The organism is Pseudomonas sp. HS6 (assembly GCF_023375815.1).
Taxonomy (GTDB): Bacteria; Pseudomonadota; Gammaproteobacteria; order Pseudomonadales; family Pseudomonadaceae; genus Aquipseudomonas.
On the sequence record NZ_CP067412.1, the window covers coordinates 4682424 to 4706557 of the forward strand.

A 24134-nucleotide genomic window follows, 5' to 3' on the forward strand; every position below is an offset into this window, starting at 1 on the left:
GGGAGAGGGCTGGGCGGGCGGCGTTCCGATGAGGGAGAATGGGGGGCAACACAAAGCTCAAGTGGACTCAAACCAACCCGGCATCCACCAATAATGTCTCCAGCGCCAGCAGATCCGGCACCTTCGCCACCTGCTCCCCAACCTGCACCGCCGCCTGCTCCAACGCACACAACGGCACGTCGACATAACTCAACTGACTGTCGAGCTTGTAGGAGCGCGGAATCCCCTGCACCAGCAAGGCGATGAAGCGCAGCGTCGGCAATCCGCCGAGGGCGTTGAGGATGACGATCCGTGCCCGTTCGCCGATGACGATCTTGTGGCCGCACGCCGACTCGAAACTCAGCAACGGAATCTGCCGCTCGCGCCAGGTCACCCGACCCAGATACCACGGCGGTGTGTCGAGATCGAAGGCGCTGGATTGGTAGTCGATCAGCTCGGCGACGGCGACGTTGGGCAGGATCAGGTTGCGATCGGCCAGCGGCAGCAGCAGCCCGGTGAGCTGGCTGCTGCGCTGGTTATGACGCCGCTCATGCATGTTTTTTGCTCCACAGGGCAATGCTTTCGAGCAGCACCGATTCCTGGTACGGCTTGCCGAGGTAGTCGTTGACGCCGATGGCCATGGCGCGGTCGCGGTGTTTCTGGCCGGTGCGCGAGGTGATCATGATGATCGGCAGGTGTTGCAGGCGTTCATCGTGGCGCACCTGGGTCGCCACTTCGAAGCCGTCCATGCGTGGCATTTCGATGTCGAGCAGCATCAGGTCGGGCATGTGCTCTTCCAGCAGCAGCATCGCATCGACCCCGTCCTTGGCGGTCAGCACGTTCATGCCGTGGCGTTCGAGCAGACGGCTGGTGACCTTGCGCACGGTGACCGAGTCGTCGACCACCATCACCAATAGCGGCTTTTGCGGCTCACTGTCGATCTCGTGACTGGCCGAACGCTGTGGCAACCACGCCTGCATCGCCCGGATCGGCGCCAGCAGATCGAGGATCAGCACCACCCGGCCATCGCCGAGGATCGTCGCCCCGGACACGCCCTGCACTGCCGCGAACTGCGGGCCGAGGCTCTTGACCACGATCTCGCGGGTGCCGGCCATGGCATCGACCTGCACCGCGATGTGCCGCTCGTTGCACTGCACCAGCAGCACCGGCAACGGCAGGCTCTGGCCGAGCAGTTTCGGCCGTGGCGCGGTTTTCAGCAGCTCGCCCAGGTAGCACAGTTCATATCGCTGGCCGCCGTATTCGTAGCGTGGCGGATCGTGACGGAAATGCCCGTCCAGTTCATTCGGCAAGACGCGGACGATGCCGTCGATAGTGTTCAGAGGAATCGCGTATTGGTCCTCGCCGCACTGCACCATCAGCGCACGGTTGACCGACACGGTGAACGGCAGGCGAATCCGGAAATGCACGCCCTGCCCCGGCACCGAATCGATGCTCATGGTGCCGCCCAGTTGTCGCACTTCTTCGTGGACCACGTCCATGCCCACACCGCGACCGGAAATCTGGGTGATTTTCTCGGCGGTGGAGAAACCGGGCTGGAGGATGAACTGCAACACTTCGCGGTCGCTGATTTCTGCGTTCGGCGCCAGCAGACCGCGCTTGATTGCCTTGCGCCGCACGGCATCCAGTGGCACGCCGGCGCCGTCATCGCGGATGTCGAAAACGATGTCGCCGCCCTCGCGGGACAGGTCGAGGCTGATCTGCCCCTGGGCCGGTTTGCCCGCCGCCAGTCGCACGTCGGCCGGCTCCAGACCATGGTCGACGGCGTTGCGCAGCATATGTTCCAGCGGCGCCGCCATACGTTCAAGAACGTTGCGATCCATCTCGCCTTCGGCGTTGCCGACGGTGAACGCCACGTCCTTGTTCAGCTCTTCGGCAACCTGGCGGACGATGCGTTTGAGTCGCGGCAACATGCGCTCGAACGGCACCATGCGTGTGCGCATCAGGCCTTCCTGCAATTCAGTGTTGATCCGGCCTTGTTGCTGCAACAGGTTCTCGGCGTCGTGGGTGCGCCGATCGAGGGTTTCCTTGAGGTCGAGCAGGTCGGAGGCGGATTCGAACAGCGCCCGGGACAACTGCTGCAACTGCGAATGGCGATCCATTTCCAGCGGATCGAATTCTTCGTAGCCCAGACGTTCGGCGTCCACTTGCTGACGGCTGAGAATCCGCCCCTGGGTTTCGGTGTCGAGCCGGCGCAACTGATCGCGCATACGCTCGATGGTGGTTTCCATCTCGTTCAGGGCGGTTTGCGCATCGCTGACCTGCTGCTCGATACGTCCACGGAAAATCGAAGTCTCGCCCGCGAGGTTGACCAGGTCATCGAGCAATTCGGCGGAGACCTTGACCATGTCCGCGCCCGCTTCGGGGGTGGGCTCGGTCTTTACCGCCGCCGGCAGCATCGGCGCAGGCGTTTCTACAGTCACCGGGTGGCTGAAACTCTGGATCGCGCTGATCAACCGATCTGCTGGCGGGCACGGCTGGCCGGCGCGCACGGCGTCGAGCATCTGCGCCAACCGGTCATGGCCGCGCTGCAACAGGGCAAACAGTTCGGCGCTGCCCTGCAGGGTGCCGGAGGACAGGCTTTCGTACAGGTATTCCAGCTCATGGGCGAGGTCGCCGATGGGGCCGATTTCCACCATCCGCGCACCGCCCTTGAGGGTGTGCAGATCGCGCAACAGGGTTTCCACTTCCTGGCGGTTGCCGGGTTCGGCCTGCCAGCGCAGCAGCGCGGCGCCGGAGTTTTCGATGATGTCGAAACCTTCTTCGAGGAAGATTTCCAGCAGCTCCGGATCGTGTCCTGCACCGTCATGGCTGGCGGCGGGCGTCGCTGTCTCGGGACTACCGGCCTGGCCCTGACGGAACTGGCGGATCGTATCGATCAAGTCCTGTGCCGGTTTCAGCGGTTGATGGTCATGCAGTTGATCGAGGTACAGCGCCAGACGGTCATGACATTGCAGCAACAGCCAGCCCAAGGCATCGCTGTGGTTGTAGCGGCGATCCACCAGACCTTCGTAAAGGTTCTCCAGCTCCTGGGCGAGGTCGCCGACCGCCTCGACCTCGGCCATTCGCGCCCCGCCCTTGAGGGTGTGCAGATCCCGTTGCAGCGACGACAGCGGCGCAGCGTTTTCCGGGTCACCCAACCAGCGCTGCAAGGCTTGCCCGGCGCTGTCGAGGATGTCCACCGCCTCTTCGAGGAAGATTTCGACGATCTCGTCATCCGCGCCGATTGCGCGGGTGCTTTTTTGCAGTTCGGCAGTGGCGCTGCCCAGCTCGGAAATACTCAAGGTACGGCTGCCGTCGCTGCGAATCAGGCCCATGGCCGACGGGTCGAGGCCTTCGTCGAGCAGTTCGTGCAGCGCACGAATGCGCTGCGGTTGCGGGGTAATTTCCTGGCCGGCGGCCAGTTCGTCGAGCATGTTGATCAGCGCTTCGTGGGCCTGCTGCGCCTCATGGAAAAACCGCTCGCTGACCGCCAGGCTGCTTTCTTCCACCGCGCCGTACAGGTCGAGCAAAGCTTCGCACAACACATCCACCGGCAGCAGATCCGCCAGGTGCGCGCCCTCGCCGAGGGTCGTCAGTTCATCCAGCAACGCGCTGAGTTCCTGGCGTTCGCCGGGGTGCTGCTGCCAGCGCTGCAAGAGGCTTTCGGCGTCGAGCAGGATGTCCATGCCCTGGGCCAGGAAGTTGTTGATCAGTTGCGGATCACGCTTGACCCGCAGGCTGCTGCTCGGCGCGTTGAGGATGGATTCCAGCCGCTCACTCAGCAGGGTTTCGGTGCGCTTGATCAACGACTGCGCACCGACAATCGGTGCCAGCGGATCGTGCTTGAGCTGGCGCAGACCGACGCGGAACAGGCCTTCGGCCTCCAGCAACAATTCCACTTCGTCGAGGTCCAGCGCCAGTTGGTGGGCCTTGAACTCCCGGGCCAGTTTGTCCAGCGGCGCCGCCAGTTCGGCGATCGGCAATACGCCGGCCATCGACGCGCTGCCCTTGAGGGTATGCAACGCTCGCTGCAGTTCATCGCTGGCCTGCAACGGCAAGTGTTCGGCGGCCTGATCGAGGAAGCGGTTGAGGCTGGCGAGGTGGGTTTCGGCTTCGTTGCGGAAAATCTCCAGCAACAGCGGATCGAGCGCGGCGACGTCTTCCACGTCTTCGGCTGGCAGCGGCGTGTCGCCCTTGGCCAATGCATGGGCGCGGGCCGCCAGTTGATCGACATCCTGACGCTGGCGCTGGTGGTTGATGGCGAATTCGGCAATCAGGTCCGGCAGCAACAGCAACGTATCGGCCAGCAATTGCTGTACCGCCGGGCCGGGTTCGACGCTGTGCTCCAGCACGCGGTTGAGCAGGTTTTCCACTGCCCAGGCCAGTTCGCCCAGGACCAGCGCACGGACCATGCGCCCGCTGCCTTTCAGGGTGTGAAAGGCCCGGCGCAGTTCACTGAGGGCTGCGCGATCCTGAGGGTCGGCGGTCCAGCGCGGCAGGTATTCGCGCAGCACATCGAGCACTTCCTCGGTCTCTTCGAGGAACACTTCACGCAGCTCATCGTCCACCGGCTCTTCATCGGCCGGTGGCGGCAGCAGGCTGCCGGGCGTGGTCAGCGCCGGCGGGTTGACCGCCGACACCGGGCTGGCCAGCACATCGGCCAGCGACTGCACGATGTCCGGGTCATCAAGTTCCTGCAGGTCCTGCATCACCAGCGCTTCGCTGGGACTGAGTACGTCGTCGAGCAGCGGCACCCGTTGTGCGTTTGGCTGCTCGTCAGGAAAGTAGCCAAGGCTGGCCAGGCTTTTCTGCGCGACATCCAGCAGTTGCTCGCTCGGCGCTTGCGGGTCATCGGTCAGGCGTTCGAGATAATACTCGAGACTGGTGATGACATCGGCGAGGTTATCCAGTTGCTGCCAGCCCGGCTCGTGCGGGTCGAGCAGCAGATGCTCGCGGATGAACCCGTTGCAGGCTTCCAGCAGGCTCGCCGCACGGGTCAACGGAATCATCGCCAGCGCGCCGCGCACTTGGGTCAGCAGCGCTGGCAACGGTTGCAGTTGCTGGCGATCCCAGTCAGCGTCGATGTAGTCGACGATCATGTCTTTGGCCTGTTGCAGGCAGATGCGTGCTTCCTTGATCACGATCTGATGGATCTGCGTCAGGTCGGTGGTCGGCAGGCGCGAGTCTTCCGGGCTCTCCGGCTCCACTGTGCCGACCATCCCGGCGAGCGTCGCTTCGACGTAGAGCAAGGCGCCGGCGACGTCCATCAGCGTGGCGTCGTTCGGTTCGCGCTGGCCCTGAGCGAGGCTGAGCACCACCGCCAGCTGATCAATGATGACCTTGCGCGGCTGGCCGAAACCGAGCACCGCCAGGGTGTCGGCGATCTGCCGCAGCGGCGCCAGCAGGCTGTCCAGATCCGAGGTGTGCTGACGATCGCTGCGCACGAACAGGTCGAGGCGTTCCTTGACCCGCACCAGTTCTTCGCACAACGCCGCAAGCACCGAGCGCATCGCATCGCGGTCGGGGCCGGCCAGGCGCGCGCGTTCTTCGTCGACCATCGCGCTGTCGGGCAACGCGTCGTCCAGGGAGTAGCGATCTTTCATGGTCAGCATCTGCCCGGTGGGATGTTCGGCTTTGGCAATATAGAACAGCAGACTTTTGAACAGCTCGGGCGGCGGTGGCTGGTTGAGGCCGGCCATGCCTTGCTCGAGAAGACGCTTGAGTTCCTTGTCGGCGTCCTTGAACAGACTGCGCAGCGCCGGGCTGTTGGCGATTCGGCCTTCGCGCATGCCTTCGACCAACGCCGAGGCGACCTGCCACAACGGACTCAGCGGGGCCTCGCCGCTCAACGCTTCGAGGCGGGTGAAGACTTTGCTCAGATAACCGAGGTGCGTCTGGTCGTCCTGTTCGCGGAGCAATCCCACCAATGCCATCTGCAACATCTGCCGCAACTTGCGCAGCACATTGGGCAGATCCGCCGGCTCCAGCAGGGCCAACGCTTCAGGGCTCAGCGGCGGCAACTCGGGCAACTGCGGACTGAACAGACTGGTCTCGGACAACAGGCTTTCACCCCGGGCGCTGCGCAGATCGTTGATCAGCGGCAGCACCACCAGCGGCAAATCACGGCGGGCGCCTTGCACGCGGTCGAGGTAGATCGGCAATTGGCCGAAGGCCTGCAACAGCAGGTGCAAGGCTTCGTCGCGGTGGCTGACGCGGTCGTTCTGCAGGGCTTCGACCAGATGCTCCATCTCTTCGGCGAGCAAGGCCGCGCCGTAGAACTCGACCATCTGCAGACTGCCGTGAACCTGATGAATGCACGCAAGACACTCGTCCAGCCCGGGCACCGACTGTGGATCGTCGAGCACGGCTTCGATGGCCTGATGCGCCTGTCTCAGCGTTTCGGCAATTTCGCCCTTGACCCATTCGAGGGCCACGTAGTCGTGCCGGTCACCCATAACCACTCCGCTCGACATGAACTCACGCCTTGTCCGTGGCGGGCGCTGCCGCCGCGGGCAAGGTGAACCCGGACACCGAACGCCGCAACTGGCTGGCCATTTTCGCCAGGTTGCCGATGCTTTCGGCGGTGGCCGTGGAGCCGGACGAGGTCTGCGAGGTGATCTGCTGGATCACGTTCATCGTCAGGGAAATCTGCCCGGCCGAAGACGTCTGCTGCTGCGCCGCGTTGGAAATGCTCTGGATCAGCGCCGCGAGGGTCTTGGACACGCCTTCGATTTCTTCCAAAGCCACACCGGCATCCTGCGCCAGCCGCGCGCCGCGCACCACTTCGGTGGTGGTCTGTTCCATGGAAATCACGGCTTCGTTGGTGTCGGTCTGGATTGCCCGCACCAGCGTCTCGATCTGCCGGGTCGCGGCGGACGAACGTTCTGCCAGCCGTTGCACTTCGTCGGCAACCACGGCAAAGCCACGGCCGGCGTCACCGGCCATCGAGGCCTGAATCGCCGCGTTGAGGGCGAGGATGTTGGTCTGGTCGGCAATGTCGTCGATCAGGCTGACGATGTCGCCGATTTCCTGGGACGACTCGCCCAGGCGCTTGATGCGTTTGGCGGTGTCCTGGATCTGTTCGCGAATGTTGTCCATGCCGTGGATGGTGTTGTGCACCACCTCATTGCCCTTGTTGGCAATCTCCACCGACCGCTCGGCCACCGCCGTGGATTCAGCGGCGTTGGCCGACACCTGATCGATGGACTGGGCCATGTCGTTGATCGCGGTCGAGGCTTCGGAAATCTGCTGGGCCTGATGCTCCGAAGCCTGGGCCAGGTGCATGGCGGTGGCCTGGGTTTCCTGCACCGCGGCGGCGACCTGGCCGGCGGTGAGGTTGATGGTCGCCACCAGGTCGCGCAACTGGTCGACGGAATAGTTGATCGAGTCGGCGATGGTCCCGGTGAAGTCTTCAGTCACCGAGGCGGTCACGGTCAGGTCGCCGTCGGCGAGGTCTTCGATTTCATCCAGCAAACGCATGATCGCGTTCTGGTTGCGCTCGTTCTTCTCAGCGGTTTCCTGCAACTGGCGGTTGGTTTCCCGGACCATGACCATGCCGATCAGGATGATCGACGCCAGCGCCAGCAGGCCCAGCACATAACCGCCGATGGTGTCGGTGTTGCGCCCGCCGGCGAGGTTCTCGAATCCGGTGGCCAGGTGCGAGGCTTCGTCGAGCAGGGTCTGCGACAGGCTGAAGATATTGGTGGCGGACTCGCGGACCTTGAACAGCTCCGGCGAGGTTTCGAGGATTTCATCCACCGAACCGGAGACAAACTGGAACAACTCGGAAATCTCGCTCAGACGAGCGCGGGCATCGCGGTCTTCGACCTGGCTGATCTTCAGTGTCGGGTTGCCTTGCAGCATGCCGTTGAGCACCTGACCAAAACGCGCGGCGTCACGGCCAAAGGCATCGGCAGCCTGTTGCGAGTTTTCATCACCGGAGAGCACGGTATTCACCGCGCCGAGAATCCGCTCGGCCAGCAGCGACTGACGCTGGGCCATCGCCACCTGCGCCGCCGGGGCGCCGCGTTGCAGGAGGATCTCGACGACTTTTTCGTATTCGATCTGCAACTGCGGCACGGTTTCGGCCAGGGTCGCGGCGACCTGATGCAGGGACAATACGGTCTGTTCGCTGGACAGAATCGCGTCGGTGTTTTTCAGCAGGCGTTCCCAGTCCAGCTGCACGGCGCGCATTTCCGGGCGCACGGTGGACGGTGCCGGCGGCAGGCCGGTGGCCGGGTCGCCCTTCTTCAGGTAACCCCAGCGCTGGGCGAAATCGTTGCGCGCATCGCTGAGCAGCTTGAACGCGGCCGACTTGCCGGCCGCCGCTTCGGTGGCGTTCTTGGCGATCCGCTGGGACAGCACCCGCAGCTCACCGGCGTGGCCAATGTACTGTTTGTCGTAGTTGGCCTGCGTGTTGAGATACGCGAAGTTGGCGAACAACAGCATGATGAACACGATCAGCGCGATGAACAGCACGATGATCTGCGAGCGGCTGCGCGAGCCTTCTGCGGGCTTGCTGGTTTTTGCTTTGATCATCGGTCCTCGCCTGTTAAACCGCGACGTGCATGAAACTCGGTGACTGCGCCAGCGCAAACAGGCTGAACACTCGCCAATTCTGCTCACGCCGGAAATAGCCTTTGACGAACTCGCCCTTGGAGCCTTGCCGCTTACGGATCGAGACGGGTTCGAAGCTGTCCTGCTCGAAGTGCTGCAAGCCGAAAACCTCATCGACCAGCACACCGGCAAAAACGTCCTGATGCTCCACTACCAATACCCGCCGCTGCTTGCGCATGGGTGACAGCTCATGACCGAAGAATCCGCACAGGTCCATGATCGGCAACAACCGCCCGCGCAGATTGGCCACGCCCTTGACCCAGGGCTTTACCCCCGGCAATTGGGTGAAACGCGGTTCCGGCAGCACTTCGCTGACTTCGCCCATCGGCGCGACGTACCAGTGCTCGCCCAAGCGAAAACCGATACCGCTCCAGCGATCCTGGCGCGCCGGTTGCGACGGCAGGTCCGCCGCCAGCAGGCGACAGCGCTGGTCGATCTGCCACAACAGTTCGAACGCGGTCAGCGACTCGCTCATGGCGGCGCGATCAACCGGCCAGCACGTTGTTCAGGGTCTTGATCAGCGTGTCTTCGTCGACCGGTTTGGTCAGGTAATCCTTGGCGCCCTGGCGAGTGCCCCAGACCTTGTCGGTTTCCTGATCCTTGGTGGTGATGATGATGACCGGGATGTGGCTGGTTTCAGCGTCCTTGGTCAGTTGGCGGGTCGCTTGGAAACCGTTGAGGCCGGGCATGACGATGTCCATCAGCACGGCGTCGGGTTTTTCCTGACGGGCCAGGGCCACGCCGTCGGCGCCGTTTTCGGCTTTCAACACTTCGTGACCGTGCTTTTCCAGCATGCCGGTCAGTTTGTACATTTCGGTCGGCGAATCATCGACGATCAGAATACGTGCCATGGTCTTCCCCATTTTTCTTGTCGACACCGGGCCCGCTGGCCGAGCGTCACTGTGCGTGTCTTACTGCGGCAAATCAGCGGCAAAGCCCGGAACATGGGCCGCAATTGCGTCGAGCAGTTCTTCCTTGCTGAAAGGCTTGGTCAAAAATTGATCGGAACCGACAATCCGCCCCTTGGCCTTGTCGAACAGCCCGTCGCGGGACGACAGCATGATCACCGGCGTTGCCTTGAAGGCACTGTTGTTCTTGATTAAAGCGCAGGTCTGATAACCATCCAGACGCGGCATCATGATGTCGACAAAAATGATCCCGGGGTGGTTGTCGGCGATCTTCGCCAGGGCGTCGAAACCGTCGATCGCCGTGATGACTTCGCACCCTGCATTTTTCAACAGGGTCTCGGCGGTGCGACGAATCGTTTTCGAGTCGTCGATCACCATGACCTTCAAGGCGCTGGACTGCTGTTCCATAAGGGGGCTCTACCGTCGCCTTTGCGAATCAATTTGTCCGTTTTGCGATGCGTAATGGCCGGAAACCCTTGATGCTTAAGGGCCAGCACGATATGGCAGCCTTTTTAGCACAGTCTCCAGAAGCAATCTATCGACGGGTTTTTCCTTGACCGAAAACCCGCCCGGAGCCACTCTGGCGGCACTTTTTTCATACCGATCCGGTAGCCAATTTTCGAGGAAAACCCAATGAGCGTTCGCGTCGGGATAGTCATGGACCCAATTGCCAGCATTTCCTATAAAAAGGATAGCTCGCTGGCCATGCTGCTGGCGGCGCAGAAGCGCGGCTGGGAACTGTTCTACATGGAACAGCAAGACCTTTATCAGGGCGAAGGTCAGGCACGGGCGCGGATGAAGCCGCTGAAAGTCTTCGCCAACCCGGAAAAGTGGTTCGAACTGGGCACCGAACAGGATCTGCCGCTGAGCGACCTGAACGTGATCCTGATGCGCAAGGATCCGCCGTTCGACATGGAGTTCGTCTACTCCACCTACCTGCTCGAACAGGCCGAAGCCGCCGGCGTACTGGTGGTCAACAAGCCGCAGAGCCTGCGCGACTGCAATGAAAAACTGTTCGCCACCCTGTTCCCGCAGTGCACGCCGCCGACCGTGGTCAGCCGCCGCGCCGACGTGCTGCGCGAATTCGCCGCCAAGCATGGCGACGTGATCCTCAAGCCGCTGGACGGCATGGGCGGTACTTCGATCTTCCGTCACCGCGTCGGCGACCCGAACCTGTCGGTGATCCTCGAAACCCTGACCGCCCTCGGCACCCAGCAGATCATGGGCCAGGCGTACCTCCCGGCGATCAAGGACGGCGACAAGCGCATCCTGATGATCGACGGCGAGCCGGTGGATTACTGCCTGGCGCGGATTCCGGCCCAGGGCGAAACCCGTGGCAACCTCGCCGCCGGCGGTCGTGGCGAAGCCCGTCCGTTGACCGACAAGGATCGCTGGATCGCCGCTCAGGTCGGCCCGACCTTGCGCGAGAAGGGCCTGCTGTTCGTCGGCCTGGACGTGATCGGTGAGCACCTGACCGAAATCAACGTCACCAGCCCGACCTGCATCCGCGAGATCGACAATGCCTTCGGCACCGACATCGGCGGCCTGCTGATAGATGCCATCGAGAAAAAGCTGCAAGCTTGATGTGTGTCACATGCAGCCTGTCGCTTGATGCTTGAAGCCCAAGGCGAGAAACCAACATTGCGTTATCATGCGCGGCCTGTGAAAAACGCGATGTTGGTTTTCTTGTCATGACACTTCCGTCCGATCTGCCCGCTGAACTCGCCCATAAAGGCGTGCGCCCGGTCGATCGCCTCGGATTTACCCTGTTTCTCGCGGCGCTGATCCATCTGGCGCTGCTGCTCGGCGTGGGTTTCACCATGGTCGAGCCCAAACAGATCAGCAAAACCCTGGAAATCACCCTCGCCACCTTCAAGAGCGAAACCAAGCCGAAAAAGGCTGATTTCATCGCTCAGGAAAACCAGGAAGGCAGCGGCACCCTCGACAAGAAGGCGATCCCCAAGACCACCGAGGTCGCGCCGTTCCAGGACAATCAGGTCAAGAAAGTCACCCCGCCGCCGGCCGCCAAGCCGGAAGTGCAGGAAGCCGCGCCCAAGGCTGCCGTGACCACCATCGCGCCAAAACCGAAAAAGGCGCCGACCAAGAAAGAAGAAACCAAGACCGAGACCAAACCGACGGTCGACGCCCCGACGTTCGACAGCTCGCAGCTCTCCAGCGACATCGCCAGTCTCGAAGCCGAACTGGCCAACGAACAACAGCTGTACGCCAAACGCCCGCGCATTCACCGCCTGAGCGCGGCCTCGACCATGCGCGACAAGGGCGCCTGGTACAAGGACGAATGGCGCAAGAAGGTCGAGCGCATCGGCAACCTCAATTACCCCGACGAAGCCCGTCGTCAGCAGATCTACGGCAATCTGCGCCTGATGGTGTCGATCAACCGAGACGGCTCGCTGTATGAAGTGCTGGTGCTGGAATCCTCCGGCCAGCCGCTGCTGGATCAGGCGGCGCAGCGCATCGTACGGCTGGCCGCGCCTTTCGCACCGTTTACCGGCGACCTGTCGGACATCGACCGACTGGAAATCATCCGCACCTGGAAATTCGCCCGGGGCGACCGGCTGTCCAGTAACTGAGCCGATCTTTTGACTGCTCCAGCTTGTCAGTTCGCCCCCCGAACGCCACACTACCGCACATGAAAAACGTCAGCCCCAGCTACCTCAAGCATCACTTCCTGATCGCCATGCCACACATGGCCGACCCGAACTTTGCCCACACCTTGACCTACATCGTCGAGCACACGGCCAATGGGGCCATGGGGCTGGTGGTCAATCGACCGCAAGAGCTGAATCTGGCCGACATCCTCGAGCAATTGCGCCCGGACATTGATCCGCCAGCGCTATGCCAGCATGTGCCGATCTTCATCGGCGGCCCGGTGCAGACCGATCGCGGTTTCGTGCTGCACCCGGCGGGCAAGACCTTCCAGGCTACCGTCGAGCTGGAAGGCGAGCTGGCACTGTCCACTTCGCAAGACGTGCTGTTCGCCATCGCTGACGGTGTGGGTCCGGCGAAAAGCCTGATCGCCCTCGGCTACGCCGGTTGGGAAGCAGGGCAACTGGAGGCTGAAATGGCCGACAACGCGTGGCTGACTTGCCCGTATGACGCCGACATCCTGTTCAACACCAGCAGCGAATTGCGCCTGGAAGCGGCGGCCAAGCACTTGGGGATCAACCTCAACCTGCTGACCAGCCAGGCAGGGCACGCCTGATGGCCCTGCGCCTGATCCTCGGCTTCGACTACGGCACCAAACAGATCGGCGTGGCGGTCGGTCAGGTGATTACTGGCCAGGCCCGCGAACTGTGCACCTTGAAGGCGCAAAACGGTGTGCCGGACTGGAATCAGGTCGAAGCCCTGATAAAGGAATGGAAACCCGACGCTGTGGTGGTCGGTCTGCCGCTGAACATGGACGGCACGCCCAGCGAGATGTGCCTGCGCGCCGAGAAATTCGCCCGTCGCCTCAACGGCCGCTACAACCTGCCCTTCTATACCCACGACGAGCGCCTGACGACCTTCGAAGCCAAGGGCGAACGACTGGTACGCGGCGGGCAGAAAGGCAGTTACCGCGACAACCCGGTGGACGCCATCGCCGCCGCCCTGCTGCTGCAAGGCTGGCTCGACGAAAACACCGCACTCTTTGAATCCTGACAAGCGCTACGGCGCTTTTCTTTTGGTTACAACCCGAGCCTCGGTTCGCGAGAACCGGCTTGCCCCCAAGAAGGAGCAACCATGAGCCTGCCCAATCCCGCCGATCTGATCAGCCAGATGGCGACCCGCCTCAAGGCGCACCTCGCCCAGCGTGATATCAGCGAACCGCGTTACATCGGCATTCGCACCGGCGGTGTCTGGGTCGCCCAGGCCCTGCTCGAAGAGCTGGGCAGCGATGCACCCTTGGGCACGCTGGATGTTTCTTTCTACCGCGACGACTTCAGCCAGAACGGCCTGCACCCGCAAGTGCGCCCGTCCGCCCTGCCCTTCGAAATCGAAGGCCAGCATCTGGTGCTGATCGACGACGTACTGATGAGCGGCCGGACCATCCGCGCCGCCATGAACGAACTGTTCGACTACGGCCGCCCGGCCAGCGTGACACTGGTCTGCCTGCTGGACCTGGACGCCGGCGAACTGCCGATCCGCCCGAACGTGGTCGGTGCGACGCTGTCGCTGAGCCCCCACGAACGGGTGAAGCTGTCCGGCCCGGAGCTGGCCCTCGAACTGCAAGACCTCGCCCTTTAATCCGCCCTATTGAGAGTCCCCTTCGCGATGACGCCTCTAGATACCAAGCGCCCGCTGCAGCTCAATGATCAGGGCCAGCTGCGCCACTTCCTCTCACTCGACGGCCTGCGCCGCGAGTTGCTGACGGAAATCCTCGACACCGCCGACTCGTTCCTCGAAGTCGGCGCCCGGGCCGTGAAGAAGGTCCCGTTGCTGCGCGGCAAGACCGTGTGCAACGTGTTCTTCGAAAACTCCACCCGCACCCGCACTACCTTCGAACTGGCGGCCCAGCGGCTGTCGGCGGACGTGATCACCCTGAACGTGTCGACTTCGTCGGCCAGCAAGGGCGAAACCCTGCTCGACACCCTGCGCAACCTCGAAGCCATGGCCGCCGACATGTTCGTCGTGCGCCACGGTGACTCGGGTGCCGCACACTTCATCGCCGAGCATGTCTGCCCGCAGGTGGCGATCATCAACGGCGGCGACGGCCGTCATGCCCACCCGACCCAGGGCATGCTCGACATGCTGACCATCCGTCGGCACAAGGGCAGCTTCGAAAACCTTTCGGTGGCCATCGTCGGCGACATCCTGCACTCGCGGGTGGCGCGCTCGAACATGCTCGCCCTGAAGACCCTCGGTTGCCCGGACATCCGCGTGATCGCGCCGAAAACCCTGCTGCCGATCGGCATCGAGCAGTACGGCGTGAAAGTCTACACCGACATGACCGAAGGCCTGAAAGACGTCGACGTGGTGATCATGTTGCGCCTGCAGCGTGAACGCATGACCGGCGGCCTGCTGCCGAGCGAGGGCGAGTTCTACCGCCTGTTCGGCCTGACCACTGCGCGCCTGGCGGGTGCCAAGCCCGATTGCATCGTCATGCACCCGGGGCCGATCAACCGTGGCGTGGAGATCGAATCGGCAGTGGCCGACGGCCCACACTCGGTGATCCTCAATCAAGTCACCTACGGCATCGCGATCCGTATGGCCGTGTTGTCGATGGCCATGAGCGGACAAACAGCCCAGCGCCAATTCGAGCAGGAGAACGCCCAGTGAAGCTCAGCATTCTCGGCGCCCGCGTCATCGATCCAAGCAGCGGCCTGGATCAAATCACCGATATTCACGTTGAAGCCTGCAAGATCGTCGCCCTAGGCGCGGCCCCGGCTGGTTTCACCGCCGTCGAAACCATCGACGCCCAAGGCCTTGTCGCCGCTCCTGGCCTCGTCGACCTGAACGTCGCCCTGCGCGAGCCGGGTTACAGCCGCAAAGGCAGCATCGCCAGCGAAACCCGCGCGGCGGCGGCCGGCGGCGTGACCAGCCTGTGCTGTCCACCAAAGACCAAACCGGTGCTCGACACCTCCGCCGTGGCCGAACTGATCCTCGACCGCGCCCGCGAGGCCGGCAACACCAAGGTGTTCCCGATCGGCGCCCTGAGCAAAGGCCTGGACGGCGAGCAACTGGCCGAGCTGGTGGCCCTGCGCGACGCCGGCTGCGTGGCCTTCGGCAACGGCCTGGAAAGCTTCCGCAACACCCGCACCCTGTGCCGGGCGCTGGACTACGCGGCAACCTTCGACCTGACAGTGATTTTCAACTCGCAGGATCACGACCTGGCCGAAGGCGGCTTGGCTCATGAAGGCGCTGTCGCCAGTTTCCTAGGGTTGCCGGGCATTCCGGAAACCGCTGAAACCGTGGCTCTGGCCCGGGATCTGCTGCTGGTCGAGCAGACCGGCGTGCGCGCGCACTTCAGCCAGCTCACCAGCGCTCGCGGCGTGGCGCTGATCGCTCAGGCCCAGGCCCGTGGCTTGAAAGTCACCGCGGATGTCGCCCTGTATCAACTGATCCTGACGGATGAAGCGCTGATCGATTTCAGCAGCCTGTATCACGTTCAACCGCCGCTGCGCACCCGCGCCGACCGCGACGGTCTGCGTGAAGCGGTGAAGTCCGGGGTGGTCTCGGCGATTTCCAGCCATCACCAGCCCCACGAGCGCGATGCCAAACTGGCACCGTTCGGCGCGACCGAGCCCGGCATCAGCAGCGTCGAGCTGTTGCTGCCGCTGGCGATGACGCTGGTCGAGGATGGTCTGCTGGACCTGCCGACCCTGCTCGCACGCCTGAGCGCCGGCCCGGCCGAGGCCCTGCGCCTACCGGCAGGCAAACTGGCGGTGGGTGGCGCGGCGGATATCGTGCTGTTCGATCCGAAGGCTTCGACCGTGGCCGGTGAAACCTGGCTGTCGAAGGGCGAGAACTGCCCGTTCCTCGGTCATAGCCTGCCGGGTGTGGTGCGTTACACGCTGGTGGATGGCCGAATCAGCCATCAGGCATGAAGACAAGAGATAGCAGGCTGTAATGGCCTGCTATCTCCTGAATTTTATTTAATAGCGCCAAACATCCTTGCTGGTAAAGTCACGCTTAAAGTCATTCCTCGCAACACCATCTCCTTAGCGCCATCTCCGTCGTTAGATCTACACCGACTGATGTAGGAAAACGGCCGCCCGCCATAAAGAAATATCCGACGTTTTACACTCTCGTAAAAACAGCTTCGACACAATCAGAAACAGCCTACAAAGTTCTCGTAGGCGACAATTACGCGCAGCCTTTAATATAAAACTACCAAAAGGATAACCAACACCCACAAGGATGAGCATATGAAAAATGGACTTACGCTCCCCCCTATTGTCACCAGAGGCACAACAGGAAACTCTGGCGGATTTACAGTCGACTCCGGTTTCAGATGGGGAACCTACGCAACAGCAGATTGGCAGGGTGCAGGAGAGGCTATTGTCACCAATGACGGTCAAACCTATTCACTACCACTGAGCAATGGCCCAGTCATAACCTCAGCAGAGATGGACATGTTCCATGCCTGGCTTGAAATGAAATCCGGAATTAAAGCCTTCACCTATGAACTGCAAATGGTGAACAAGGCAATTAACAACGATGCTCTGGGTGGAATTCGGGACCTTTGGAGAATCACGGAAAGCGACAACTATCTGCTCAGCAACTCCGCCATTATCAGTCATGGTTATTTCAAGAACAAAGTCATCAACTTTAGCTTGGCTGATTCATTTGCGGCGCAGCAAAAACTAAGCACCATAGAAGCCTTGATCAAAGTCTCCGCGACTGCTCCGTACAATCTGAATTACGAAACACTCACAAACGAACTTTCTGGAGGAACCTTCAGCCCGATCAAAGCCTTTGCTCATTATCTCTGGGGAAAGGGTGAGAGGATGAGGGTCAATATCAACAATATTGGCCTGAATGTCAGAGCCAACGAACTGCCACTGCTGACAAGCTCTATCGCGAGCACTCGAGAAGCCGGCACTTATTACTTATCTGACCGAAGATCCCTTACGCCACCATTAATGACAGCAATGTCACCGGGGCTTATCTGGGAAGAATAACGTTAAAGATGGAAGGGAACTTTTCGCGCGACAAAGCAGGATCCTGGGTTTTCGATGGCGTTATCAGAGCTTATACTGACACTTACGACTTCGACGCAAGCAACAGATCAACTGCCCTTGAGTTATTAACTACAGCAGGCAGAGTATTTTCTGGAACACATTACGAAATCGACATTTTCGGCGAGCATAAAATAAGGCTGAGCGGGACCGGATTTCACCCTACCCCGTGAGCATCAATAACTTTACAGACACCTGCACAACGGAAAGTGAATGAGCATAATTTACACACTATTGAGTTATTTGTACCCAACCGCTCTCGCACTTACATCTGGCGCAGGAGTACTCACATTAATAAAGAACCTCAAAGCAGGAACATATGACATAAATCAGGATTCTATCGGTCTACCCATTGGTGTAACGCTGATTATTTTCCTGACACTTTCACTGATGCATTTACTGCAGATTCTCTTATTACGCCGGGCACGCGCCAATTCGTTTGCAGGTCTGCTACTGAAAATATCCGCCTACCTGATTGCAACGATATCCTTGGTGATTTTGGTGGACAGGATTGTGCATTGGTCGATACCCCATCACGCCGTCATTGCAATCCTTTATGGTGTGACTGCCATCACGTTTGCCGTTTTCCAAATACAAACCTTGGTGCGATTGAAATAACGCGCAAGACCAAGTGTCGAGGGGGGGGGGAACCTGCCAGCGCACGAACTGCGCCGGAGGTCCTCCCCCTCGGCATCATTTACTGAAAGGCGCCCCGCCCTTCGGCATTACGCACCGATACCTGATCGTTCAGCGTCCAGAAGTCATACAGCACGCCAATAAAGAACAACCCGCCCGTCAGCAGGTACAGCAGGCCGCTGATCCACTTGCCCTGGTACATCCGGTGGACGCCGAGTACCCCGAGAAACGCCAGCAGGATCCACGCCACGCTGTACTCGATCGGCCCGTCGGCAAAGCGAAGATCCGCTTCTCGATCCATCGCCGGGATCAGGAACACGTCGATCAGCCAGCCAATCCCCAGCAACCCGAAAGTGAAAAACCAGATCGTTCCGGTCACCGGCTTACCGTAATAAAAACGGTGGGCACCGGTGAAACCGAAGATCCACAGCAGGTAACCGATGACCTTGCTATGGGTGTCTTTTTCCTTAACACGGGGTAGCTGATAGCTGTTCATGAAGACCTCGATTCACACGATAGATAAATATTCTTGAATTCTTTGTGACTTTTTTACAGGTCGCCGACGTACGGCAAATGCTACCTTGTGTTACGTCAAAGCCTTATAGCACCTGACTTCTGTCCGACAATTGCGTCTATTTGCCGCTTGTTTGGTTCCGTTGCCCGCCTTTTGAATCGACCAACGGCCTCGGAAGGGACAAAAAAGCTGTTATAAAGTTGCGCGCTAACACATAAGAGCCCTGCCTAATGCGTCCATTTTTCAAGACATGGCTAACCATTTGCCTATTAATGCCACTGGCCGCCCACGCCACCAATCGTGAGCAACGTCTTCCCAACGTCAACGGCTTCACCCCTAAATCCCATGCCTCTGCTCCATCGAACAAAGGCAAGCAAACGAAACACACCACGCTCGCCAGCAAGAGTCACGGCAAGCTGGTCCCACCGATGGCGAACAAGGAAAGCAGCAACGTCCTCAGTCGCGCGGTGAACGTCCTCGGTACACCTTACCGTTGGGGTGGTAGCAGCCCAAGTAAAGGCTTCGATTGCAGTGGTCTGGTGAAATACGCGTTCAACGACGCCACGTTCGACCTGCCCCGTACCTCGAATGCCATGGCCAGCGGCCACGGCGAGAAAGTCGAGCGCAAGGATCTCAAGCCTGGCGACCTGATTTTCTTCAACATCAAGAGCCGTCGGGTCAATCACGTTGCCATCTACCTGGGCAACGACCGCTTCATCCACGCGCCGCGTCGTGGCAAAGCGGTGAGCATCGATACGCTGAACAAGCCGTATTGGGAACAGCATTACGTGGTCGCCAAGCGCGTGCTGCCGAAAGAACCGGGCAGCAAGCAGATGCGCGTGGTTCAGCGCTGATCTTTGCAGATCACAAAAAACGCAGCCCTCGGGCTGCGTTTTTTTTCGTCACTAGAAATTATCCGGTGTCCGCGCCTTCTCCCGCGCATGTTCGCGACTGATCAGGCCCTTGGTCACCAGATCCTTCAGGCACATGTCGAGTGTCTGCATCCCCAGCGACCCGCCGGTCTGGATCGCCGAATACATCTGCGCCACCTTGTCCTCGCGGATCAGGTTCCGGATCGCCGACGTGCCCAGCATGATTTCGTGCGCCGCCACCCGGCCGCCGCCGATCTTCTTGATCAGCGTCTGCGACACCACGGCCAGTAGCGACTCCGACAGCATCGAGCGCACCATCGACTTCTCATCCCCCGGGAACACGTCCACCACCCGGTCGATGGTCTTGGCCGCCGACGTGGTGTGCAGCGTGCCGAACACCAAGTGCCCGGTCTCGGCGGCGGTCAACGCCAGACGGATGGTTTCCAGGTCGCGCATCTCGCCCACCAGGATCACGTCCGGGTCTTCGCGCAGTGCCGAACGCAATGCTGTGGCGAAACTGCGGGTATCGCGGTGGACTTCACGCTGATTGATCAGGCATTTGCGCGATTCGTGAACGAATTCGATCGGGTCTTCGATGGTCAGGATGTGGTGATGACGGTGGGTGTTGAGGTAATCGATCATCGCCGCCAGGGTGGTGGACTTGCCGGAGCCGGTCGGCCCGGTCACCAGCACCAGCCCGCGCGGGGCGTCGGTGATCTTGCGAAAGACGTCGCCCATGGCGAGATCTTCCATGCTCAGCACTTTCGACGGGATGGTGCGGAACACCGCGCCGGCACCACGGTTCTGGTTGAACGCGTTGACCCGAAAGCGCGCCACACCCGGGACTTCGAAGGAAAAGTCGGTTTCCAGATGTTTCTCGAACGCCACTCGCTGGGTGTCGTTCATGATGTCGTAGATCAGCTCATGCACCTGTTTGTGATCCAGCGCGGGCAGATTGATCCGCCGCACATCGCCATCCACGCGGATCATCGGCGGCAGTCCAGCCGACAGGTGCAGGTCGGAAGCGCCCTGTTTGGCGCTGAAGGCCAGCAGTTCAGTGATATCCATAGCGTCCCTCAATTCCAGTAGAATGCCGCGAACCTTCAGACCGCTGGCGCCTCTTGATGTCCACGATAGCAGACAACATTGCCCTCGTTAGTTCACGCATTCATGCCGCCACCGCTGCCGCAGGGCGCGATGAAAACAGCGTCCAGTTGCTGGCCGTGAGCAAGACCAAACCGGCCGAAGCCCTGCGCGAAGCGTACGCCGCCGGCCTGCGCGACTTTGGCGAGAACTATCTGCAAGAGGCGCTGGGCAAACAGCTCGAACTGGCCGACCTGCCCTTGATCTGGCACTTCATCGGCCCCATTCAGTCGAACAAGACCCGCTCGATCGCCGAGCATTTCGCCTGGGTGCACTCCGTGGATCGTCTGAAAATCGCCCAACGCCTGTCCGAACAACGCCCGGCGGAGCTGCCGCCACTGAATATCTGCATTCAGGTCAACGTCAGCGGTGAAGCCAGCAAGTCCGGCTGCACCCCAGCCGACCTGCCGGCGCTGGCTCAGGCCATCACCGCCCTGCCGCGCCTGAAGCTGCGCGGGTTAATGGCGATTCCCGAGCCGACCGACGATCGCGCCGAGCAAGACGCCGCATTCGCCGCCGTTCAGAAGCTGCAGGCCAGCCTCAATTTGCCGCTCGACACACTTTCCATGGGCATGAGCCACGACCTCGAGTCGGCCATTGCCCAGGGCGCCACCTGGGTTCGTATCGGTACGGCTCTGTTTGGCGCTCGCGATTACTCCCAATCTTGATGATTTCCAGATAAGGACCTGACATGAGCAACACGCGTATTGCCTTTATCGGTGCCGGCAACATGGCCGCCAGCCTGATCGGCGGCCTGCGGGCCAAGGGTCTGGAAGCTGCACACATCCGCGCCAGCGATCCGGGCGAAGAGACCCGCAACCGGGTCAGCGCCGAACACGGCATCGAGACCTTCGCTGACAACGCCCAGGCCATCGACGGCGCTGACGTGGTGGTACTGGCGGTCAAGCCACAGGCCATGAAAGCCGTGTGCGAAGCCATTCGCCCGAGCCTGAAACCGAATCAACTGGTGGTGTCCATCGCCGCCGGCATCACTTGCGCCAGCATGACCGCGTGGCTCGGCGAGCAGCCGATCGTGCGCTGCATGCCCAACACTCCGGCGCTGCTGCGCCAGGGCGTGAGCGGTTTGTACGCCACCGGCGAAGTGAGTGCCGAACAGCGCCAGCAGGCTGAAGAACTGCTGTCCGCCGTAGGCATCGCCTTGTGGCTGAACGAAGAGCAGCAACTGGACGCGGTCACCGCCGTCTCCGGTTCCGGCCCGGCGTACTTCTTCCTGCTGATCGAAGCGATGACCGCTGCCGGCGTCAAACTCGGCCTGCCGAAAGAAACCGCCGAGCAGCTGACCTTGCAAACCGCGCTGGGCGCCGCGCACATGGCGGCTTCCAGCGACGTCGACGCCGCCGAACTGCGTCGCCGCGTGACCTCGCCAGCAGGCACCACCGAAGCTGCAATCAAATCGTTCCAGGCCGGCGGCTTCGAAGCCCTGGTGGAAAAAGCACTCGGCGCCGCCGCGCACCGCTCGGCCGAAATGGCCGAACAACTGGGCAAATAAGGAGCCTTACATGATTGGATTGAACACTGCAGCGGTCTACGTGCTGCAAACCCTCGGCAGCCTGTACCTGCTGATCGTGCTGCTGCGCTTCGTCCTGCAACTGGTACGGGCGAACTTCTATAATCCGCTGTGCCAGTTCGTGGTCAAGGCTACCCAGCCACTGCTCAAGCCACTGCGCCGGATCATTCCGAGCGTCTTCGGCCTCGACATGTCGTCGCTGGTACTGGCAATCCTCGTGCAACTGGCGCTGATGGCGTTGACCCTGCTGCTGACCTATGGCACCACCGGCAATCCGCTGCAACTGTTCATCTGGTCGATCATCGGCGTGACCGCGCTGTTCCTGAAGATTTTCTTCTTCGCCCTGATCATCAGCGTGATCCTGTCGTGGGTCGCTCCGGGCAGCCATAACCCGGGCGCCGAGCTGGTCAACCAGATCTGCGAACCGGCCCTGGCGCCGTTCCGCCGCTTCCTGCCGAGCATGGGCGGTCTGGACCTGTCGCCGATCTTCGCCTTCCTCGCGCTGAAGCTGATCGACATGCTGGTGATCAACAACCTCGCGGCGATGACGATGATGCCGGAAATCCTGCGCCTGTTGATGTGAGCTGGTTTCGTTGGGACGGTGACGACTTGATTCTCGAGTGTCACCTGCAACCGGCAGCCCGCAGCGATGACTTCGCCGGGCTGCACGGCGATCGCCTGAAGATCCGCTTGATCGCCCCGCCGGTCGAGGGCAAGGCCAATGCGTACCTGATGGGGTTTCTGGCCAAGGCTTTTGGGGTTTCCAAGAGTCAGGTGAGCCTGATCAGTGGTGAGTTGAATCGGCAGAAACGTGTGCGCATCCACGCCCCCAAAAAACTGCCGGATTTGCCGGGATTGGTTTCTCAATCGTCTTGATTCTTGCGTCGCCGCCCCCCCCTCATCGGAACGCCGACCGCCCAGCCCTCTCCCCCAGGAGAGGGAGCCGATCGTTGTTGTTTTCAAACCCGAGTTCAACTCGAAAATATCAGGTCGGCGTAACTCTAAAAGTCACCGCCGTCAGTCCCCTCTCCCTCCGGGAGAGGGTTAGGGTGAGGGCTGCTTGCTGCTAACCCCCATGCTCTTTAGACTTACGCCTCATTTCAACGAGAGCAGGGTCGATGCCAGCTGCCTTTCCCCCCGATTCTGTTGGTCTGGTGACGCCGCAAACGGCGCACTTCAGCGAACCGCTGGCCCTGGCCTGCGGCCGGTCGCTGGCCGCTTATGACCTGATCTACGAAACCTACGGCACGCTGAACGCGCAAGCGAGCAACGCCGTGCTGATCTGCCACGCCTTGTCCGGCCACCACCACGCTGCGGGTTATCACAGCGTCGACGACCGCAAGCCCGGTTGGTGGGACAGCTGCATCGGCCCCGGCAAACCGATCGACACCAACAAGTTCTTCGTGGTCAGCCTGAACAACCTCGGCGGCTGCAACGGCTCCACCGGCCCGAGCAGCCTCAACCCGGAAACCGGCAAGCCATTCGGCGCCGACTTCCCGGTGCTGACAGTGGAAGACTGGGTGCACAGCCAGGCACGCCTCGCCGACCTGCTCGGCATTGGCCAGTGGGCCGCGGTGATCGGCGGCAGCCTCGGTGGCATGCAGGCGCTGCAATGGACCATCACGTATCCGGATCGCGTGCGCCACTGCCTGGCCATCGCCTCGGCCCCCAAGCTGTCGGCGCAGAACATCGCCTTCAACGAAGTGGCGCGCCAAGCGATCCTCACCGACCCTGAATTCCACGGCGGCTCGTTCCAGGAACAAGGCGTGATCCCCAAGCGCGGGCTGATGCTGGCGCGGATGGTCGGCCACATCACCTACCTGTCCGACGACTCCATGGGCGAGAAATTCGGCCGTGGCCTGAAGAGCGAAAAGCTCAACTACGACTTCCACAGTGTCGAGTTCCAGGTCGAGAGTTACTTGCGCTATCAGGGCGAAGAGTTCTCCGGGCGCTTCGATGCCAACACCTATCTGTTGATGACCAAGGCGCTGGACTACTTCGATCCGGCCGCTAACTTCGACGATAACTTGGCGAAAACCTTCGAAGGTGCCAAAGCCAAGTTCTGCGTGATGTCGTTCACCACTGACTGGCGCTTCTCCCCGGCCCGCTCGCGGGAACTGGTGGATGCGCTGATGGCCGCGCGCAAGGACGTCAGCTACCTGGAAATCGACGCCCCCCAAGGCCACGACGCCTTCCTGATTCCGATCCCGCGTTATTTGCAGGCGTTCGGCAATTACATGAACCGCATTTCGTTGTGAG

Annotated in this window: 24 protein-coding genes; 16 read left to right on the forward strand and 8 right to left on the reverse strand. The window is 61.2% G+C overall.

All coding sequences use genetic code 11. The features are described 5' to 3' along the window. Nucleotides 1-67 precede the first annotated feature (67 nt). The 6 genes from JJN09_RS21125 to pilG are packed head-to-tail and all read right to left on the reverse strand — an operon-like array spanning nt 68 to nt 9911. Entirely contained in the window at nt 68-535 is a 468-nt protein-coding gene (locus JJN09_RS21125; RefSeq protein WP_249483507.1) for a chemotaxis protein CheW, read from the reverse strand. Further along, entirely contained in the window at nt 528-6434 is a 5907-nt protein-coding gene (locus tag JJN09_RS21130) for an Hpt domain-containing protein (RefSeq protein WP_249483511.1), read from the reverse strand. Before JJN09_RS21130 ends, JJN09_RS21125 begins: the two co-directional genes overlap by 8 nt. A 22-nt stretch (nt 6435-6456) precedes the next feature. After that, nucleotides 6457-8517, reverse strand: a complete 2061-nt coding sequence (locus tag JJN09_RS21135) for a methyl-accepting chemotaxis protein (RefSeq protein ID WP_249483513.1) — start codon at nt 8515-8517, stop codon at nt 6457-6459. Between the two features lie 13 nt (nt 8518-8530). Continuing rightward, nucleotides 8531-9070 carry a chemotaxis protein CheW gene (locus JJN09_RS21140; RefSeq protein ID WP_085731577.1) on the reverse strand — a complete coding sequence of 180 codons (540 nt, stop codon included), beginning with the start codon at nt 9068-9070 and terminating at the stop codon, nt 8531-8533. Between the two features lie 10 nt (nt 9071-9080). Continuing rightward, complete coding sequence (gene pilH, locus JJN09_RS21145) at nt 9081-9446, reverse strand: twitching motility response regulator PilH (RefSeq protein ID WP_007953328.1); 366 nt, start codon at nt 9444-9446, stop codon at nt 9081-9083. Between the two features lie 60 nt (nt 9447-9506). Beyond that, nucleotides 9507-9911, reverse strand: a complete 405-nt coding sequence (pilG, locus tag JJN09_RS21150) for a twitching motility response regulator PilG (protein ID WP_085709083.1) — start codon at nt 9909-9911, stop codon at nt 9507-9509. Between the two features lie 225 nt (nt 9912-10136). Here pilG and gshB point away from each other — a divergent pair, with 225 nt between their 5' ends. The 10 genes from gshB to JJN09_RS21195 all read left to right on the forward strand — a co-directional run bounded on the left by gshB (nt 10137) and on the right by JJN09_RS21195 (nt 17800). Then, a complete protein-coding gene (gshB, locus tag JJN09_RS21155) occupies nt 10137-11087 on the forward strand; it encodes a glutathione synthase (RefSeq protein WP_249483515.1) in 951 nt (316 codons plus the stop codon). 107 nt (nt 11088-11194) lie between these two features. After that, a complete protein-coding gene (locus tag JJN09_RS21160; RefSeq protein ID WP_249483517.1) occupies nt 11195-12094 on the forward strand; it encodes an energy transducer TonB in 900 nt (299 codons plus the stop codon). Nucleotides 12095-12153: 59 nt separating this feature from the next. Next, nucleotides 12154-12726 (forward strand): YqgE/AlgH family protein, encoded by a 573-nt coding sequence (locus tag JJN09_RS21165; protein ID WP_096817620.1) that lies wholly within the window; start codon nt 12154-12156, stop codon nt 12724-12726. After that, nucleotides 12726-13163: a Holliday junction resolvase RuvX gene (ruvX, locus tag JJN09_RS21170; protein ID WP_096817618.1), complete on the forward strand. Its 438-nt coding sequence runs from the start codon at nt 12726-12728 to the stop codon at nt 13161-13163. The genes JJN09_RS21165 and ruvX overlap by 1 nt, the downstream gene beginning before the upstream one ends. 81 nt (nt 13164-13244) lie before the next feature. Continuing rightward, nucleotides 13245-13748 carry a bifunctional pyr operon transcriptional regulator/uracil phosphoribosyltransferase PyrR gene (pyrR, locus tag JJN09_RS21175; protein WP_102619700.1) on the forward strand — a complete coding sequence of 168 codons (504 nt, stop codon included), beginning with the start codon at nt 13245-13247 and terminating at the stop codon, nt 13746-13748. A 27-nt stretch (nt 13749-13775) separates the two neighbouring features. Further along, complete coding sequence (locus tag JJN09_RS21180; protein ID WP_095164512.1) at nt 13776-14780, forward strand: aspartate carbamoyltransferase catalytic subunit; 1005 nt, start codon at nt 13776-13778, stop codon at nt 14778-14780. Beyond that, a complete protein-coding gene (locus tag JJN09_RS21185; RefSeq protein WP_249483519.1) occupies nt 14777-16048 on the forward strand; it encodes a dihydroorotase in 1272 nt (423 codons plus the stop codon). Before JJN09_RS21180 ends, JJN09_RS21185 begins: the two co-directional genes overlap by 4 nt. Nucleotides 16049-16369: 321 nt before the next feature. Then, complete coding sequence (locus JJN09_RS29635) at nt 16370-17125, forward strand: lipid II-degrading bacteriocin (protein ID WP_254717457.1); 756 nt, start codon at nt 16370-16372, stop codon at nt 17123-17125. Further along, entirely contained in the window at nt 17122-17355 is a 234-nt protein-coding gene (locus tag JJN09_RS29640) for a lipid II-degrading bacteriocin (RefSeq protein ID WP_254717460.1), read from the forward strand. The genes JJN09_RS29635 and JJN09_RS29640 overlap by 4 nt, the downstream gene beginning before the upstream one ends. A gap of 40 nt (nt 17356-17395) precedes the next feature. Next, nucleotides 17396-17800 carry a hypothetical protein gene (locus JJN09_RS21195; RefSeq protein ID WP_249483521.1) on the forward strand — a complete coding sequence of 135 codons (405 nt, stop codon included), beginning with the start codon at nt 17396-17398 and terminating at the stop codon, nt 17798-17800. Nucleotides 17801-17879: 79 nt separating this feature from the next. Here the strand turns inward: JJN09_RS21195 and JJN09_RS21200 are convergent, their stop codons facing one another. Beyond that, nucleotides 17880-18314, reverse strand: a complete 435-nt coding sequence (locus JJN09_RS21200) for a TM2 domain-containing protein (RefSeq protein ID WP_249483524.1) — start codon at nt 18312-18314, stop codon at nt 17880-17882. A gap of 248 nt (nt 18315-18562) precedes the next feature. On the opposite strand from JJN09_RS21200, the gene JJN09_RS21205 reads away from it, so the two are divergent. Continuing rightward, nucleotides 18563-19186 (forward strand): C40 family peptidase, encoded by a 624-nt coding sequence (locus JJN09_RS21205; RefSeq protein WP_249483526.1) that lies wholly within the window; start codon nt 18563-18565, stop codon nt 19184-19186. Between the two features lie 51 nt (nt 19187-19237). Here JJN09_RS21205 and JJN09_RS21210 read toward each other — a convergent pair whose 3' ends face one another. Further along, a complete protein-coding gene (locus JJN09_RS21210) occupies nt 19238-20272 on the reverse strand; it encodes a type IV pilus twitching motility protein PilT (protein WP_249483529.1) in 1035 nt (344 codons plus the stop codon). Between the two features lie 56 nt (nt 20273-20328). On the opposite strand from JJN09_RS21210, the gene JJN09_RS21215 reads away from it, so the two are divergent. From JJN09_RS21215 to JJN09_RS21235, 5 genes are all read left to right on the forward strand, one after another. Beyond that, a complete protein-coding gene (locus JJN09_RS21215; protein WP_249483531.1) occupies nt 20329-21015 on the forward strand; it encodes a YggS family pyridoxal phosphate-dependent enzyme in 687 nt (228 codons plus the stop codon). 23 nt (nt 21016-21038) lie between these two features. Next, nucleotides 21039-21857 (forward strand): pyrroline-5-carboxylate reductase, encoded by an 819-nt coding sequence (gene proC, locus JJN09_RS21220; RefSeq protein ID WP_249483533.1) that lies wholly within the window; start codon nt 21039-21041, stop codon nt 21855-21857. Nucleotides 21858-21867: 10 nt separating this feature from the next. Continuing rightward, a complete protein-coding gene (locus tag JJN09_RS21225; RefSeq protein WP_096817605.1) occupies nt 21868-22458 on the forward strand; it encodes a YggT family protein in 591 nt (196 codons plus the stop codon). Next, a complete protein-coding gene (locus JJN09_RS21230; protein WP_249483535.1) occupies nt 22455-22751 on the forward strand; it encodes a DUF167 domain-containing protein in 297 nt (98 codons plus the stop codon). Before JJN09_RS21225 ends, JJN09_RS21230 begins: the two co-directional genes overlap by 4 nt. 242 nt (nt 22752-22993) lie before the next feature. Next, nucleotides 22994-24133 carry a homoserine O-acetyltransferase gene (locus JJN09_RS21235; protein WP_249483537.1) on the forward strand — a complete coding sequence of 380 codons (1140 nt, stop codon included), beginning with the start codon at nt 22994-22996 and terminating at the stop codon, nt 24131-24133. The last annotated feature ends 1 nt before the right edge of the window (nt 24134 follow it).

Bases quoted from the DNA above. Each gene is read 5' to 3' on its own strand.
- JJN09_RS21180 (WP_095164512.1), top strand. From the start codon at position 13,776: ATGACGCCTCTAGATACCAAGCGCCCGCTGCAGCTCAATGATCAGGGC.
- JJN09_RS21225 (WP_096817605.1), top strand. From the start codon at position 21,868: ATGATTGGATTGAACACTGCAGCGGTCTACGTGCTGCAAACCCTCGGC.
- JJN09_RS29635 (WP_254717457.1), top strand. From the start codon at position 16,370: ATGAAAAATGGACTTACGCTCCCCCCTATTGTCACCAGAGGCACAACA.
- JJN09_RS21165 (WP_096817620.1), top strand. From the start codon at position 12,154: ATGAAAAACGTCAGCCCCAGCTACCTCAAGCATCACTTCCTGATCGCC.
- JJN09_RS21160 (WP_249483517.1), top strand. From the start codon at position 11,195: ATGACACTTCCGTCCGATCTGCCCGCTGAACTCGCCCATAAAGGCGTG.
- pyrR (WP_102619700.1), top strand. From the start codon at position 13,245: ATGAGCCTGCCCAATCCCGCCGATCTGATCAGCCAGATGGCGACCCGC.
- pilG (WP_085709083.1), bottom strand. From the start codon at position 9,911: ATGGAACAGCAGTCCAGCGCCTTGAAGGTCATGGTGATCGACGACTCG.
- pilH (WP_007953328.1), bottom strand. From the start codon at position 9,446: ATGGCACGTATTCTGATCGTCGATGATTCGCCGACCGAAATGTACAAA.
- JJN09_RS21200 (WP_249483524.1), bottom strand. From the start codon at position 18,314: ATGAACAGCTATCAGCTACCCCGTGTTAAGGAAAAAGACACCCATAGC.
- JJN09_RS21135 (WP_249483513.1), bottom strand. From the start codon at position 8,517: ATGATCAAAGCAAAAACCAGCAAGCCCGCAGAAGGCTCGCGCAGCCGC.
- JJN09_RS21210 (WP_249483529.1), bottom strand. From the start codon at position 20,272: ATGGATATCACTGAACTGCTGGCCTTCAGCGCCAAACAGGGCGCTTCC.
- ruvX (WP_096817618.1), top strand. From the start codon at position 12,726: ATGGCCCTGCGCCTGATCCTCGGCTTCGACTACGGCACCAAACAGATC.
- JJN09_RS21195 (WP_249483521.1), top strand. From the start codon at position 17,396: ATGAGCATAATTTACACACTATTGAGTTATTTGTACCCAACCGCTCTC.
- JJN09_RS21205 (WP_249483526.1), top strand. From the start codon at position 18,563: ATGCGTCCATTTTTCAAGACATGGCTAACCATTTGCCTATTAATGCCA.
- JJN09_RS21125 (WP_249483507.1), bottom strand. From the start codon at position 535: ATGCATGAGCGGCGTCATAACCAGCGCAGCAGCCAGCTCACCGGGCTG.
- JJN09_RS21140 (WP_085731577.1), bottom strand. From the start codon at position 9,070: ATGAGCGAGTCGCTGACCGCGTTCGAACTGTTGTGGCAGATCGACCAG.
- gshB (WP_249483515.1), top strand. From the start codon at position 10,137: ATGAGCGTTCGCGTCGGGATAGTCATGGACCCAATTGCCAGCATTTCC.
- JJN09_RS21130 (WP_249483511.1), bottom strand. From the start codon at position 6,434: ATGGGTGACCGGCACGACTACGTGGCCCTCGAATGGGTCAAGGGCGAA.
- JJN09_RS21215 (WP_249483531.1), top strand. From the start codon at position 20,329: ATGTCCACGATAGCAGACAACATTGCCCTCGTTAGTTCACGCATTCAT.
- proC (WP_249483533.1), top strand. From the start codon at position 21,039: ATGAGCAACACGCGTATTGCCTTTATCGGTGCCGGCAACATGGCCGCC.
- JJN09_RS21235 (WP_249483537.1), top strand. From the start codon at position 22,994: ATGCCAGCTGCCTTTCCCCCCGATTCTGTTGGTCTGGTGACGCCGCAA.